This window comes from Proteus columbae, assembly GCF_009914335.1.
Lineage (GTDB): Bacteria > Pseudomonadota > Gammaproteobacteria > Enterobacterales > Enterobacteriaceae > Proteus.
The window spans coordinates 2,105,706-2,122,045 of record NZ_CP043925.1 but is presented as its reverse complement, the minus strand read 5'-3'; the positions used below and the strand labels follow the sequence as shown (position 1 = coordinate 2,122,045).

General features: G+C 34.9%; 14 protein-coding genes. 10 read left to right on the top strand and 4 right to left on the bottom strand.

From position 1 onward, the window contains the following. Positions 1–27 precede the first annotated feature (27 nt). The 4 genes from ghrA (at position 28) to F1325_RS10140 (ending at position 5,704) form a co-directional block, all read left to right on the top strand. The gene (gene ghrA, locus F1325_RS10155; protein WP_109372217.1) at positions 28–969 is read left to right on the top strand and encodes a glyoxylate/hydroxypyruvate reductase GhrA; all 942 of its coding nucleotides are present in this window, start codon (positions 28–30) and stop codon (positions 967–969) included. A 197-nt stretch (positions 970–1,166) separates the two neighbouring features. After that, positions 1,167–4,070: a hypothetical protein gene (locus F1325_RS10150; protein ID WP_160230399.1), complete on the top strand. Its 2,904-nt coding sequence runs from the start codon at positions 1,167–1,169 to the stop codon at positions 4,068–4,070. Positions 4,071–4,307: 237 nt separating this feature from the next. Next, complete coding sequence (locus F1325_RS10145) at positions 4,308–4,916, top strand: 2OG-Fe(II) oxygenase (protein ID WP_109372219.1); 609 nt, start codon at positions 4,308–4,310, stop codon at positions 4,914–4,916. A 215-nt stretch (positions 4,917–5,131) separates the two neighbouring features. Then, positions 5,132–5,704, top strand: a complete 573-nt coding sequence (locus F1325_RS10140; protein ID WP_109372220.1) for a TorD/DmsD family molecular chaperone — start codon at positions 5,132–5,134, stop codon at positions 5,702–5,704. A 109-nt stretch (positions 5,705–5,813) separates the two neighbouring features. Here F1325_RS10140 and F1325_RS10135 read toward each other — a convergent pair whose 3' ends face one another. Both F1325_RS10135 and mdtH read right to left on the bottom strand, forming a co-directional pair. After that, a complete protein-coding gene (locus F1325_RS10135; RefSeq protein WP_100160210.1) occupies positions 5,814–6,368 on the bottom strand; it encodes a lipoprotein in 555 nt (184 codons plus the stop codon). A gap of 42 nt (positions 6,369–6,410) precedes the next feature. Next, complete coding sequence (gene mdtH, locus F1325_RS10130) at positions 6,411–7,613, bottom strand: multidrug efflux MFS transporter MdtH (RefSeq protein WP_109372221.1); 1,203 nt, start codon at positions 7,611–7,613, stop codon at positions 6,411–6,413. A gap of 197 nt (positions 7,614–7,810) precedes the next feature. On the opposite strand from mdtH, the gene rimJ reads away from it, so the two are divergent. After that, on the top strand, positions 7,811–8,392 hold the full coding sequence (gene rimJ / locus F1325_RS10125; protein WP_160230398.1) for a ribosomal protein S5-alanine N-acetyltransferase: 582 nt from the start codon (positions 7,811–7,813) through the stop codon (positions 8,390–8,392). Positions 8,393–8,487: 95 nt separating this feature from the next. Here the strand turns inward: rimJ and F1325_RS10120 are convergent, their stop codons facing one another. Beyond that, positions 8,488–9,135, bottom strand: a complete 648-nt coding sequence (locus F1325_RS10120) for a GNAT family N-acetyltransferase (protein ID WP_109372223.1) — start codon at positions 9,133–9,135, stop codon at positions 8,488–8,490. A gap of 104 nt (positions 9,136–9,239) precedes the next feature. Between F1325_RS10120 and F1325_RS10115 the strand changes: the two genes are divergently transcribed. From F1325_RS10115 to F1325_RS10105, 3 genes are all read left to right on the top strand, one after another. Next, a complete protein-coding gene (locus tag F1325_RS10115) occupies positions 9,240–9,836 on the top strand; it encodes a TetR/AcrR family transcriptional regulator (RefSeq protein ID WP_109372224.1) in 597 nt (198 codons plus the stop codon). A 144-nt stretch (positions 9,837–9,980) separates the two neighbouring features. Further along, positions 9,981–11,516 (top strand): murein biosynthesis integral membrane protein MurJ, encoded by a 1,536-nt coding sequence (gene murJ, locus F1325_RS10110; protein WP_109372225.1) that lies wholly within the window; start codon positions 9,981–9,983, stop codon positions 11,514–11,516. Positions 11,517–12,540: 1,024 nt separating this feature from the next. After that, a complete protein-coding gene (locus F1325_RS10105) occupies positions 12,541–12,813 on the top strand; it encodes a hypothetical protein (protein WP_109372226.1) in 273 nt (90 codons plus the stop codon). A 142-nt stretch (positions 12,814–12,955) separates the two neighbouring features. Here the strand turns inward: F1325_RS10105 and argS are convergent, their stop codons facing one another. Further along, a complete protein-coding gene (gene argS / locus F1325_RS10100) occupies positions 12,956–14,686 on the bottom strand; it encodes an arginine--tRNA ligase (protein ID WP_160230397.1) in 1,731 nt (576 codons plus the stop codon). A gap of 172 nt (positions 14,687–14,858) precedes the next feature. On the opposite strand from argS, the gene F1325_RS10095 reads away from it, so the two are divergent. Beyond that, positions 14,859–15,476, top strand: a complete 618-nt coding sequence (locus tag F1325_RS10095) for a VOC family protein (protein WP_160230396.1) — start codon at positions 14,859–14,861, stop codon at positions 15,474–15,476. Positions 15,477–15,567: 91 nt separating this feature from the next. Next, positions 15,568–16,320, top strand: coding sequence for a copper homeostasis protein CutC (cutC, locus tag F1325_RS10090; RefSeq protein WP_109372229.1), 753 nt, complete (start codon positions 15,568–15,570; stop codon positions 16,318–16,320). Positions 16,321–16,340: the final 20 nt, after the last annotated feature.

Below are 16,340 nucleotides of genomic sequence, written 5' to 3'. Positions count from 1 at the left end.
ATGATAAAAATGCTGGAGGAAGGCAAAATGAATATTATTTATTATCATCCTTTTTTTGACGCAGAAACATGGATCAACGGTATGAAGGCGCGTTTGCCTGATGCCAATATACGCATTTGGGAACCTAGCGATAATCAACCTGCTGATTACGCCATGGTTTGGCTTCCTCCTTATGAAATGCTTGCAAGTCGTAATCACCTTAAAGGTATTTTTGCGTTAGGAGCAGGTGTCGATGCTATTTTAAAACAAGAACAGCAAAAGCCCGGCACATTGCCAACAGGTGTTCCTGTTATGCGTTTAGAAGACACGGGTATGGGGCTTCAAATGCAAGAATATGCCATTGCTAAAGTGATGTATTACTTTCGCCGTATGGATGATTATAAACGTCAACAATCACAACGTTTATGGAAACAGCTTCCTGCACACTCTTATGATAATTTTGTGATTGGTGTTTTAGGGGCTGGCGCTTTAGGTGGAAGTGTCGCAAGTAAACTTGCCGAACTTGGCTTTAACGTTCGTTGCTGGAGTCGCAGTAAAAAACAAATTAAAAATGTTGAAAGTTTTTATGGTAAAGAGCAACTCAGTGATTTTCTAAGCGAGTGTAATTTACTGATTAACTTATTGCCTTATACACCAGAAACGCATGGCATCTTGAATTTTTCACTCTTTGAGCAACTTAAACCTTCTTCTTATTTAATAAATTTGGCGCGAGGTGCGCATTTAGTCGATCAAGATTTATTGGAAGCTATAGATCAAGGCTATATTGCTGATGCAACACTTGATGTTTTTGCGCAAGAGCCTTTAGCGGGAATGCACCCATTTTGGACGCACCCTCGTGTTTCTATTACGCCACATATTGCTGCTTTTACCATTCCGAATATTGCCATGGATACGATTGTTGAAAATATCCAACGAATTGAAAAAGGAGAAGCACCTTTGGGCGTGGTTGATATGAAGAGTGGTTACTAAGTCTATTTTATTTATATTTTAATTTTAGATAATAGGCGGCAAACTTTAGTTTGCTGCCTATTTTTTTGCCTGAGTTTTCAAAAAAGGTACTTTTTTTAATTTTTATATATTGTCATAAAAATCTGGTTGTAAAAAGATATCGTTTGCAGATTATCTTATTGATTATTGCTTCATGATTTGAAAACAATGAGGCATACATGACTAATAAAGTAGGGATGATTCCTAGTAAACTAACACATATAGGTGTTTTTGATGGAAAAAAAGAAAAATATCCAGTAGAAGGGCTGGCTAATAGTAATAACATTTATCATAAAAACAATGATAAACAGAAAGAAGAAAAAAAATTTAGCCTAAATAATGCGAATAACTATGTATACTTAGGATCAACAAATACACCTTCACTTAATAATATGGGGATCACACTTTCAGATGATGGCTCCTTGACCTTAATTAAAGGTAAAACACATGACTTATTTACGGGGATATATCAAAAACACTTTAAAGGAGGATTTAAATATAATCTTTTTAATATAGAGTCCCAAGATGGTGACAATATGAAGTTTAAAGAACTTTATGTTGATCATAATGGTTTTTTGATTGGAAATAAATGTAACAATATAGATAATAGTAGTGATCTCTATAAAATTAAATTTAACAAAGTAGAAGAAGAATATAGTTTAAATAATACCTCATCAAATGCTATTAGTAGTAACTTTTCTGTTGAATATGAAAAATATATAGTTGATGATAATCTAAATCAAGATTTATCAAACATTAATAATGTTGTGGAATTAAAAGAAAATAATATAATTAAAATTAATCGTGAAGGATTAGATTTAACCATTAAGCTTAAAGATAATGCGCTTTATGCTCAAGGACTACCTAATAAAATTTCTTCTGGAGATCAAGTTGATGGAGTTGATGGTGCTTCCATAGAAATGGAAGAGTATAAAATAAAAATTCCATTAAAAAATACAGATAAAATATTAGCAATCAAACCAATATTAAATCAAGTACAACTCGTTGTAGATAAAGGAAATAAAATAAAAATATATTACCTTGATCCTTTGAATATTTTTGCTATTAAAGATTATCAATATGAAGTTACTCGTTTAAAGCAAGAACCTCCTTTATCTTTTTACTCAGTGATAGGTGAAAATAATTATAAAAATTATCATTCAGGACAACCATTCTCTACTCAAACAGTTGGCAATTTTAGTAGTAGAAATATCCCTTTTTTCTCTTCTTTTATTGATAATGCTCGATTAAATATTAATAAAGCTAAAGAGCAATATGCATTAAAAGAATATAAGGCAATGGTGAAAAATATTGCAAAAGCTGTTGATCCTGGATTTAGAGGATTATTTTGTAATATAAAGCAACTTATTAACTCTTCGACTTCTGTATATAACAGCAAGCCGATGGCATTATATGGTATTAAAGAAAATATAGGGAAAAGCTATGATGTGTTAAATCGTGCTGTTAAAGGTATAAAAAATAGTACAACACAAGGTGAGGTGATTTATTCGTTGGTTAATTCGCTAAAAGATAAAGAAAATATTACCATTAATCACCATAATGATATTCGAGCCTTCTTCGGTATTAATGCTTTTCAACTACCAAATAATATAGGGGTTAACGCCTTTTTATTAGCTTCTTATGTAAAATCGCACTCTATCACATTATCAAAAAGTGAAGATAATAAGATTACTTTCTCTTTTATTAATAATAATAAGAATCTTTTGGTTGCGGGTTTATCAGCGGGGATTGGTGGATATGAAAAAAGATGGGATTTAGGAAATGTTGACTATGGTTTTGTTACTCCTGTCATGGCAAGTGCTTTATTAGGTGCCACTTATGCTAAAAAATCTAATTTCTCATTTAGCCTTGATATTAATGATATCCCAAATTTTATTAATCAAGGATTAAATCAAAATGAAAATGAATTAATCAATAATTCTACCCTTGAAATTGATCACAATATAAGTCTTTCGTTAGGAACTGAGGTAAGAAGTGAAGCCAGTTTTGATGTCGATGTAATGATTAATCCCAATATGGAACTCACCGTACCCAGAAATGCTATTGGTATAAACTTTATTTTAAATTTATTAAAATTAAATTTAAATATTAATAAATTTATCGACTATGGTAAAACAGATGTGACAAAAAAAACAAAAAGGCTTGATCTCAATTTATTAGAACTTGGTGTTGATATTTATCGTGATTTGAAATTTATGCCTTCTACGAGCAATTCTGATAATGTTATTCAGTGGTATCCATTAACGTCTGTAAAAGATTTCGAATTAATGGTGAAAAAAAGAATAAATAGCTTATTAAGTTTTACACTTTTTAAAAGTGAGAAATTAATAAGCGCAGAAAAATTGGATCAAGATAAAAAAGATATAAAAGGCATTTATAAAAGAGTATTAAAAATAAATAGATTATTAGAAAAATATCCAGAGAAATATCATCTTTCTAATAGTATATCTAAATTAGATAGCATCTATTTAAATTTATCATCAGATAAAAAGGCAATAAATAAATTAAAAAATAGTATTAATAAAAATTTAATGACTACTCCATTTCAAAGCAAAGAAGATATTTTTCAGGAGAAAATAACAAAAGAAAATAGACAATATAACATTGATCGTTTTTTATCCTCATTAAAGGAAAGAAAAGAGACATTGTCTTCTCAAACAAAAGATAATATGAATGAAAAATTTAAGCCTTATTTTACAGCAAATTATCAGCTAAATAGACAGGGGCGCTCACTGCGTTCTGATTTACAAAATGAAATAAATAAATTTGTTGAAGAGAGTAAAAATTCTGAACAGATTGATTTAAATAAGCTCAAAGAAAAGCTGGATGATTTATATACTAAATATAAACAGCAGTTTGCCCATGTTGAATATCAAATTGCTTCTACAGATCTTATGTCTGTTAGTGAACTTTCGTACAAAAAGAAGACATTACCGACAGGATTTGTGCGATTAGGAAATAAAAAAGCGATTATACATACTCAAGTTAAAGGGAATATTAATTATATTTATAATGAAGGTGAAGGGAGTGTGGATAAAATATCGACAAATTATTATTACTAAACAAATCATTCATTTTGCTTATTGTTAATGTGATGCAACTTATAAAATGACCCTTGTAAAAATGAGGCTTTTAAAAGCATCAGTAGTGTTAAATCTTGTTTGATCTTTTATTTTTGATTTTTATAAGATTTATCTCTAATTAATTGATGTTATCGAAAAGATAAGTTTATTAAATTGTAATTTTACTTAACTTGGTGATATAAAGTAGTTTCCCATGTTTATCAGACAATATACTTAATGAATATAGCAGAACTTCTTGAGCAAATAGCAGAGAAAGGATGGTGTGTATGGGATGATTTCCTCACACCAGAGGCTGTTCAACAATTGCGCGCTTGTTTTGATGGTAATGCACAACAAGCGCGTATTGGTCGTCATGAGAATCGACTTGCAGAAACAACAATTCGAAGTGATAAAATACGTTGGCTAGAACCTGAAATGGGAACACCCGTTCAGCATTACTTAATGCAAATGGAGTCTATTCAGCGTGCCGTTAATCGAGAATTCTATTTAGGTCTTTTTGAATACGAAGCACATTTTGCCTGTTATGAGAAAGGTGCATTTTATAAAAAACATCTTGATGCATTTAAAGAAAATGTCACTCGCCGTTTAACTACAGTGTTGTATCTTAATGAAGCTTGGACAAAAGAAGATAGTGGTGAATTAGTGATTTACGATCTTGAAGATAAAGAACTGGCGACTGTGGCACCAAAGGGTGGGCGTTTGGTTGTTTTTCTTTCGGAGCAATTTCCTCATGAAGTCCTTCCTACTAATAAAGAGAGAGTCAGTATTGCTGGTTGGTTTAGAGTAAACGGTGTGCGAGACAACTTTTTAGATATCGCCAGCTAATTAATTGGCAAAATAATTGCTGTTGAAAAATAGCATGGGATTAGGCGCGTTTCTTATATTAAGTAAAAGACTTAATAATAAGAGCGCGCTTTTTCTGTTTTAAGTGATTAGAGATAGTAAGATTAATATTAACAATAAAAGAGACATGACGAAAAAAGTTGATTTTCTTACCATTAAAAGCACAATAACGCGAAACTTTATGGGGTAAAAATAGAATGAATGAATTTTCGATTGTTTGTCGTCTTTTAGGCACATTATTTCAACGTGAACCCAATGATCCTATCTTAGCGCCAATTATAAAAATGATTGGCGAAGGGAAACTGAGCCAGTTATGGCCATTAGAGCAAGATGAGCTATTTAACACCTTAAAAAATAGTGTTAAAGATTTGGCTATTGTTGAAGCTGATTATCAATCTCTTTTTGGTGGTGATGCGCCAGCGGTATCTATTTATGCCCATGATTATGAAGAAATTAAAGAAGACGATATTCGTCAATTCCTAGTCACAAGAGGGATGCCTGTTACTGACAATGCAACAGACAGTTTTGGTTCTTTATTACTTGCTGCTTCATGGCTTGAAGATAATTCTGCGCAAGATGAAGTATTAGCACAAATACAATTATTTGATGAATATCTGCTGCCTTGGGCTGGAACATTTTTAGGTAAGGTTGAAGCTCATGCAACCAGTGGCTTTTATCGTACACTAGCAGGTGTTGCGCGTGGTGCATTATCAGCGTTACGCGAAGAACTCTCTGATAATGAAGAGAGCGATGAGGCAGAAGCAGAGTAATATAAATATTTCTTTGTAAAAGCATTTTATTATTCATAAAAAAGGCAAACCATTAGGTTTGCCTTTCTCATTAATGACGATAAATATTTTTAATCAACCCGCGTAACTATTAGAGTTGGATCACAAATTTACCTGGTTTAACTTCAATTCCTTTAGCCAGTTTAAACGCGGCTGCTTCAGCACTGTTTTTTTCCGGATTAAGAACATAAACAGGTTGATTATCAAAGTAAGTTGCGATGGTTGTCTCTAAATAAGGTTTTAATGCTACAACCACTGCATCCATTTTTTCTGGAGAGACTTTGTAACTATCAATAGCCATTGATTTTATGTATATCGCTCCTTTATCAGCTTGATAAGAAGGTTGGCCTGATAACGTAAGCTCAACTTTAGCGTTTGTCTTGCCAAAGAATGAATTAATTGTTAGGTCGGTTGTACCAGAAAGACTAATTTTACCCGGCTCAGTACGACCAATTTGAATGGAAAGATTGCTCAATTTAATATCAGCGGATACAACTTCATCTTCACCAATATGTTTCTGGAGATTTATTTTTTGGCTGATATAGTCATTAATAAGATTTTCACTTACATCAAATTGCTTGAGCTGATCACACCCTGTGACTAAGCTTGTTAATACTAATATAGCTGTTAGAAAAATTGCTTTCATAAACACTCCTTGATCATTGATAACTAAGAGTTTACCCGATCTTTAGGGAGTAAGCATGGCTGTTTCTATTTTTTTACGATTAAATTGGCGATGTAACGCATAAAGTGTTATTAAACCTACGGTTCCTAGTAAGAACCAAGGCAATTCAGGCATATCAAATTGATTACCTAAATCATACATCCATCCACCACCGGTATATCCAATTGCACCACCAAATGCTAAGCCTAATCGGCTAAAGCCCATATAACTACCACGAGCGCGAGGATCTGCAAGTGATGCACTTAATGTTTCGCGAGCAGGCTCTGCGGTAATAGTACCAAGATAGAACAGTCCAATAATCAAGAAAATGCTTTGTAATGAATGGATCATACCAACAGGGAACATGCTGATGCTCATTAAAAATAAGCCCGCCATTAAACGTTGTTCTAATTTAAAGCGTTTCTCACTCCATCGCGCAATAGGATAAAGCAACGTTAAAGAAAGCAGGGCTTCAATGGCATACATCCATTTTACGGCAGTTGGCGTACCCGCAATATCATTGACGATAATAGGAAACATCAACATGACTTGAACGGATAATACAAAATAACCCGTCAACGTTAAGACATAACTGACAAAGCGTTTATCAAGAAATACGCGTTTTAACCCTTCTTTAATTGGTGTTCGGGTTGTGGATATACGGTAAGCGGGTAATAACCAAGCATTAAATAAGGCGGCGATAACAAAAACACCAGCACCGACCCAGCAGACTAAATGAAAATCATACTGTAATAACCAGCTACCAATGAGTGCACCAATAACGGCACCGGCGCTATCTTGCATTAATAATAAAGAGTAAAAACGACCGCGTTCATAAGGACGGGTTAATTTGATAACTAGCGCTGTGCGAGGTGGATCAAATAAAGTCCCACCTAATGCAGATAAAATGCAAGATAACCAAAGTATCCAAGGTTGATCTGCCATTGCCATTAAAGCAAAACCTGAAGCTCGTAATAACATACCCGTTATTATCATTGGTTTTGCACCAAAACGGTCTGCAATAGCACCACCAAAAATACCAAGGCCTTGTTGTACTAATTGTCTAAGCCCTAAAGCAAAGCCGACAATAACACCAGCCCAACCTAATTGTTCGACGAAACGAATAGAAATAAGCGGAAAAACGACGAAAAAACCTAAGACAACTAACATATTGTCAATTAGGAGGAAGTATTTACCCAAAGTACGGGCTTGTGTTACCAGCGCCATTACTCACCATCAATAAGCAAATAATTTAAATAAAATAAGGGGGGAATGAAATAATTTATTTCTTCGACTATTCTGTCTCTAAATGTGCATAATTCCTAGTAAATTAAAGATGATATTTTTTTATTAAGGTTAGTGGCAGAATAAGAAGAGTTGCTTCAGAATTAGACTTATTTATATCAAAGGATAATGAGATCGTAATGTTTGGTTATCGTGGCGGAATTCCTAAAATTCGTTTTGAAACACAAAGAATGGTAATTCGTTTAGCATATGAGAGAGATGCTGAAAGACTGGCCGATTATTATACATTAAATCGTCGCTTTTTAATTCCGTGGGAACCCGTAAGAGATAAAACACATTACCTACCCGCTGGTTGGGAACACCGCTTACAATATATGAACGAACTGCACCGACAAGAAAGTGCTTTTCATTTTCTGTTATTAACACAAAATGAAGATGAAATTATTGGTGTTGCTAATTACAGCAATGTTATGCGCGGCGCTTTTAATGCCTGTTTTCTGGGGTATTCAGTGGGTGAAAAATGGCAAGGTCAGGGCTATATGTCGGAAGCCTTAACGGAAACACTTCGTTATATGCAACGACAGCAAGGGATGCATCGTATTATGGCGAATTATATGCCTCATAATTTACGCAGTGGAAACCTATTAGCTAAACATGGTTTTGAACGGGAAGGCTACGCCAAAAACTATCTACAAATTAATCAAGAGTGGCGAGATCACGTATTAACTGCATTAACAACGCGAACTTATTTTAAACGTTAATATTGGTCATCATGGAAGAAAAGCACTGTTTATAATTATATTAAAAATGCCTTATTTCAGTGCTTTTAGCCACTCTTTAATGATAATAGAGATATTTAATAGGTCATTAAGTCGGTTTTTTTCAACATATAGTACCAATGTTGAATATGGAAAATAGACTGTGTTAAGCGTGATGATTCCTCTTTTTCAATATAAAACCCATTCTTTTGATACAAATAAAGTGCACCTTGATGATGAATATCGACATACAGTGATAAAAACGCTTTTCTCAGAATATCTTTACTATATTGGGTTATCCAATCAAGTATAGCGTAAGCAATACCGTGTCCTTGATATGATGATAAAACGGCAATATGTGCCAAATAAGCCTCATTTTCATTTGGCATATAATCAAATAAAGAAAAGAAAATCTTTTGCTTAATATAATGAGCGATACCAAAACGCCAATAATCCAAGAAAGGTGTTTTAGTAAAGGGATTTGAAATAAAGTCGTTTTCTTTTATCACTAAGCAAAATGTTGCAATTATCTTTCCATCATCAGTGACAACAAATTGTTGGCTATTTTTTTTACATGCTAATGAATTCCAAATAGCCTCTAATTGCCGACGTTGGTTAGGATTAGTGCTATCAATATTAAATGCGTTCAATTTAAAACGAAATGCTTGTGTAAATAATTGAATAATTTCAGGAATATCTGAAGGTTCTGCCACACGAAGCTGATAGTGTTCATTAAGTAATTGCATGATATCGTTACTCTGCAATAATAGGGTTAACTTTTTAGACTGTTTGGTCTAGTTGATTATAGACTAATCAGTCTAATTTATTTTGTCCAGAGATTTTTAATGTTATGAACAAGACTGTTACTGAAAAACAAAAAGCGAAAATGAAGCATATTATTGATGCTGCAATACGTTGCTTTGCTGTAAAAGGTTTTCACTCCACATCAACAGCAGAAATCTGTCATGAAGCAGGTATGAGTCCTGGGAATGTATTTCATTACTTTCCGAATAAGAATTCGATTATTGAGGCGATTGCATTAGAAGATGCACAACTGTTTGACGATATCTTTTGTCGCTATGAAGCCGAAGAAGAGTGTATTCAAGCAATCATCGATTTAATGAAGGAAATTATAGCGCTTTATAATCACCCCGAATATGCGCGCATTAGTATTGAAATTTTTGCTGAAGCATCGCGTAATGCGAGCATTCACGAGATTTTTATTGAAAATGAAAGAAACAACAAACAGCGTTTGATTACGATGCTGAAAAACGGTATTAAAAAAGGGCAGATAGACTCAACACTTGAGCCAGAGGAAATTGCAACATGGCTGTTAGTCATCGCAGATGGCTCTATGGGAAGAAATATTATCGATCCTGAATTTAATGAGGGTGAGGATCACGTTATGTTGGAATCGATGTTGAGAAAAATGCTTACAAAGCCATAAATAGCTATTTTTTAATCGCTTGGATTAGTCGAAGATAAGCAGAGTCAGCATATTCTTAGCTAATTGAAGATTGATTTTTCGATGTTAGAGACGGAGTATAGTCCCTTTCTTTTTATTCCATTCAACAAAAATTAGAATGACTTTATGAATTTACTTAAATCACTTGCTGCGGTGAGTTCTATGACCTTATTTTCACGGGTACTGGGATTTATTCGTGATGCAATTATTGCGCGTATTTTTGGCGCAGGTATGGCAACAGATGCCTTTTTTGTTGCTTTTAAATTGCCAAACTTATTGCGGCGTATTTTTGCAGAAGGGGCATTTTCTCAAGCATTTGTTCCGATCTTGGCAGAATATAAAAATCAGCAAGGTGAGGAGGCAACGCGTACCTTTATTGCTTACGTTTCGGGTATGCTGACGCTTATTTTAGCCGTGGTCACCGTGATTGGTATTATTGCTGCGCCTTGGGTGATTTATGTTACAGCACCGGGTTTTAGTAGTTCACCTGATAAATTTCAATTAACGACCGATTTATTACGGATCACCTTTCCTTATATTTTTCTTATTTCACTGGCTTCATTGACGGGCTCTATTTTAAATACTTGGAATCGTTTTTCAGTACCCGCTTTTGCACCAACGCTACTCAATGTCAGCATGATCTTTTTTGCTTTAGTGGTCGCACCTTATTGTAATCCTCCTATTATGGCATTGGCGTGGGCGGTTGTTGCTGGGGGAATATTACAACTGGGTTATCAATTACCGCATTTGAAAAAAATCGGTATGCTTGTTTTGCCGCGTATTTCATTTAAAAATAGCGGTGTTTGGCGTGTGATGAAACTGATGGGGCCTGCTATTTTAGGGGTTTCGGTTAGCCAAATATCGTTAATTATCAATACTATTTTTGCTTCCTTCTTAGTCTCTGGTTCAGTTTCTTGGATGTATTACGCAGATCGTTTGATGGAACTACCGACCGGGGTATTAGGCGTTGCATTAGGTACAATCTTACTTCCTTCATTATCTAAGAGTTTTGCCAGTGGTAATACTGAAGAATATAGAAAATTAATGGATTGGGGATTAAGACTGTGCTTCTTATTAGCACTGCCTTGTACTATTGGTTTAGCGGTATTATCTGGGCCTTTAACCGCGTCTTTATTCCAGTATGGTAATTTCAATGCTCATGATGCACTAATGACACAACAAGCGCTAATCGCTTACTGTGTTGGGTTAATGGGACTGATTATCATAAAAATCTTAGCACCAGGTTTTTATTCTCGTCAGGATATTAAAACACCAGTAAAAATTGCGATTGCGACATTAATTCTCACACAATTAATGAACCTTGCATTCATTGGTAGCTTGAAACATGTGGGGCTTGCACTTTCAATAGGTATTGCGGCTTGTTTTAATGCCTCTATGTTGTTTTGGCAGATCCGTAAGAAAAATATCTATCAACCTTTGGCTGGCTGGCCAGTGTTCTTATTAAAACTTGTTATTGCGCTTGCCGTAATGGGGGCTGTATTAGTTGGAATGTTGTGGATCATGCCAAGTTGGGATACCGGCAATATGCTAATGCGCATCTTACGCTTGTTGTTAGTTGTAGTAGCTGGAGCAGGAAGTTATTTTGTTGCGCTGTATGCACTAGGGTTTAGACCTCGCCATTTCTCACTACGTGCTTTATAACTGATAACATGGACTCCTCGCTTTTGTATAAAAGCGAGGAGTTGCAAAATTAACAATATTTTTATCAATGTAATTCTCTTCATTTAGATCCTTTCTCTATTTTTAGACTATTTATAATGCTATATAGATCACACTTCTCGCATTTAGTTACGCGGATCTGGCTACCCTTAGAAAGAAAAAAGAGTGAGAAAAAAAGCAAAAATCTTTTTTCTCACTCTTTTTTTTATTAAATTTTTTTTCCAATTTCTAAATGATTTATACAGTTTTTCGGCATCTGAAAGTATTTTTTAATCGTTATTGATAAGTTTATCTAAACATTAATCATATCGAATATCTTTAGACAATTTGTTTACTAACAGTGGGATTCTACATAAAGTAAAAAAATAGACACTATATTCTAAGCACTTACGGTTTGACGAATTATCTTTTTTTAGATAAACTCTCTTATGTCGAATAGGTTTAAAAATTGACACATCTGTTAAATATTTCTTACTTAATGATGAGATATTGCAAATATTTCAAAATATTGCAGTATATTTTAAAACATTTAATTTTTTTGATTTAAGACATATTATTATTTCTTTATTCAGGTAGATTAACCGTGACTGTAAAGTTATTTGCTTGTTATCGTTCAGTACTACTGAAAGTGATCATATCTATTTTGTCTGCGCTTCAAATAGGTAACACGATTGCTGGGGATAAGCAGTAAACAATAAGTCGCGTGAATAATGAAATTAATGCTAAATCTATTATTAATAGATAATTAGATTACTGAAAATTCAGTATGGTACACTAATTATTATTTTCATTTATCCGCCGTTGTTTTCTGTTTTTCCCTCTCTTTTCTATACCTTCTCAATATTTCTTATTTTTTTATTAATAGCTCAATAACTCAAATATTTCTCTATTTATTCGTTATACTCAAAGCAGTTATAAATCATTAGGTATTTCTAGTTTAAAGACCACTAAATAATCACTGCGTGATTTTTGGTAAAAATAAAAATAAGAGTGTCAAGGAGCTACTATGAAAAAAGCAATTATCATTTCTGTATCATTAGCTACGTTATTTCTTGCAGGTTGTACTGCTGACGGAAAAATTAATACCTCAAGACTCACTCCAGTTAACTGTATTGGCGTATTCGACAAAACTAATGAGAAGCTTGCTTTCACCGCTAAAGACGTCAATGACCGCTTATACAGCCCTAGTAAGCCAATAGACAGTGTCGATGGTTGGATTGAGGCAAAAGATATTAGAGGGCTATTGTGTCAGGATGTTATAACTGCTAACGAAGATTAATGATTAAATAGCATTGGAAGTTTATTAAGCCATTGTTTGTAGTGTTTTTTAGCTATCTTGAATTAAAATTTAACGCATAATAAAAAACCGATGGTTAATACCATCGGTTTTTTTATCACTACTATTTGAAAATAGAGATGAATTACATTCTATCTACTGTTTCAATACCTAAAGTATCCAAACCTTGTTTTAAGGTTCTTGCGGTTAAACGAGCTAGTTTTAGACGACTTTGGCGAGTGTTTTCATCTTCAGCAGATAAGATAGGGCAGTTTTCATAAAAGCCAGAGAAAGCTTGTGCCAGATCGTAAAGATAAGCACACATAACGTGAGGTGTTCCTTCACGAGAAACTTGCATAATCGTCTCATCAAACTGGACTAAACGTAATGCAAGCTGTCTTTCATGAGATTGGGTTAGTGCGATAGGTTGAGTTAACGCATTTTCATCAATTTCTGCACGTTTGAAGATTGAAGCAACACGAGTATAAGCATATTGCATATAAGGTGCTGTGTTACCTTCAAAACTTAACATCAGATCCCAATCAAAGATGTAATCTGTGGTACGGTTTTTAGATAAATCAGCGTATTTAACAGCACCAATGCCCACAACGCGAGCAACGTTATTTAATTCGTCTTTATCCATATCTGGATTTTTTTCAGCGATTAATGCGCGGGCTCTTTCTTGAGCTTCGTCCAGCAAGTCGGTTAAACGAATAGTGCCACCAGAACGAGTTTTAAACGGACGACCATCTTTACCTAACATCATACCGAACATATGGTGTTCGAGTGACATTGAATCAGGGATGTAGCCTGCTTTACGAACGATTGTCCAAGCTTGCATTAAATGCTGGTGCTGACGAGAGTCGATATAATAAAGCACACGGTCAGCATGTAATGTTTCGTGACGGTATTTTGCACAAGCAATATCTGTCGTTGTATATAGGTAGCCACCGTCTTTTTTCTGAACGATAACACCCATAGGTTCGCCTTCCTTGTTTTTATATTCATCAAGGAAAACAACCGTTGCGCCTTCACTTTCTACCGCAAGACCTTTTGCTTTTAAATCGGCAACAATACCTGCCAACATTGGGTTATAAAGACTTTCACCCATAATGTCGTCTTCGGTTAATGTGACGTTAAGGCGTTGATAAGTCACTTGGTTTTGTTGCATGGTGATATCAACTAATTTACGCCACATTGTACGGCAGTATTCATCACCACTTTGTAATTTCACAACGTAATTACGGGCACGCTCTGCGAATACTTCATCTTCATCATAGTGTTTTTTCGCTTCACGATAGAACTCTTCGAGATCAGATAACGCCATATCTGCCGCATTTTCATTCTGTTTTTTCTCTAAATACGCAATCAACATACCAAATTGCGTACCCCAATCACCAAGGTGATTAGCACGAATAACATTATGACCTAAGAAAGATAAAGTACGCGCACTTGCATCACCAATAATGGTTGAGCGTAAGTGACCAACGTGCATCTGTTTTGCAACGTTCGGAGATGAATAGTCGATAACAATAGTTTGAGGTTCAACAGGTGTTACGTTTAGATGTTCATCTGCTAATGCGTCTTCAGCTTGCTTTGCAACCCATTGTGGAGATAAAAAGATATTGATAAAACCTGGGCCTGCGATTTCAACTTTATCTGCAACATCTGTAATATCGAGCTTTTCTAGGATCTTTTCTGCGAGTTGTCGGGGTGGGATCCCCATTTTTTTTGCAGCTCCCATGACACCATTTGCCTGATAGTCACCAAATTGTACTTTGGCTGACTGACGGACAAGAGGTTCGCTATCAGCGGGTGCGCCAGCAGCACACATTGCCACACTGATTTTTTCTGAAAGAAAAGCCTGAATATTCACCGGGTTACCTTAAATTATTGAGAAAATAAAACCTGACGACTAAAGTCTGACAGGTTTCTTATAAAGAATTAGGATTAACCTTGAATTTATAACATATTCCGGCTAGAACATGCTACCATCTAGGTCTTATCTTTAAGGTTTTTTCTCTGTTTTTTCATTAAGGTTATTCAAAATGGTGTTATTTTCTTCAATTCCTCAATTAAATGATTTAACTCACGAGCTTTCTTTGTTTGAAGAAAATATGACACTATTTGCCAATAGTTTGGGCATAGATTTATCCATCTATCACACTGATCACGTATCGTTACGTTGTCACGATTTAGCATTAGCGGAGCAGTGGCGAACAGGATTAAGCCAGTGTGGAAAGTGTATTTCTGATAATGTGATTAATGGGCGTCCAATATATCTATTTCAATTAGAAATACCGCTAACTATTCTAAATCAATCTGTTTCGATTGTTGAATTGCCTTTTCCCACAAATAAAAAATATGAATACCAAGGTTGGGAGCATATTGAGCAAGTGATCTCCGTTGAACCCGCTTTTTTAGTGGATAAAGTGATGTCTTTTTTACCCGAAACGTTACCTGAGAGTGTTAGCTTAAAAATCAGCGAACCTAAAGGTGAGAAAGAACGTGTACCCAATCCAACGGTGGCTATTTCTAATGGAAAAGTCACAGTGAAGTATCATCCTTATTCGTTACTTGAAATCGTTGAAAGTGAGTGTTGTTCGACACTTTCAGGAAATAGTTTGCTTGTGTCAGCACAAAATTCTGATGGCAGAATTGAATGAATTACAAGATTCGACAACTATTGTTAGTAATCGCTAAGAAATGATATTTATTTTCTGATTACTTTCTTTATTAAGGATGGAGAGGGATGATATGGCTACATTGGAGATTTGTTGTTTTGGCGCTGAATGTGCGTTGGTAGCAGAACGAGCAGGCGCAGACAGAATAGAGCTGTGCACGAGTCCAGCAGAAGGTGGTATTACACCAAGCTTTGGAATGCTACGACAAGTCAGGGATCTGGTTCGTATTCCCGTTCATCCTATCGTTCGCCCGCGTGGTGGTGATTTTTGTTATACACAAGCTGATTTTTCAGCAATGAAAAATGATATTAGTTTGATCCGTGATATGGGATTTTCAGGTGCCGTTGTTGGTCTTTTAAATGAAGAAGGGCATATTGATTTGCCTAAAATGGAAATTTTAATGGAGCTTGCAGGTCCATTAGCCATTACTTTTCATCGTGCTTTTGATATGTGTATTAATCCATTATTAGCGTTAGAACAACTAACTCAGCTAGGTGTTGCTCGTATTTTAACCTCAGGACAGCAGGCGAATGCAGAATTAGGTTTGCCATTATTACGCACGTTAAATGAAAAAACACAAGGCCCTATAATTATGGCGGGCGCTGGTGTAAGACTCAGCAATATCCAAAAATTCCTAGATGCAGGATTGAAAGAAATTCATAGCTCAGCAGGAAAAGTGGCACCTTCAACCATGATTTATCGAAAAGCGGGTGTAACTATGAGCTCTGATAGTGAGGTTGATGAGTTTACGCATTACTGTGTGGATGAAGATACAGTTGAAGCGATGAAAGATATTATGAGTATTTATGCGCCATTAGCATCTTGATTGATACGGATTAAATATTT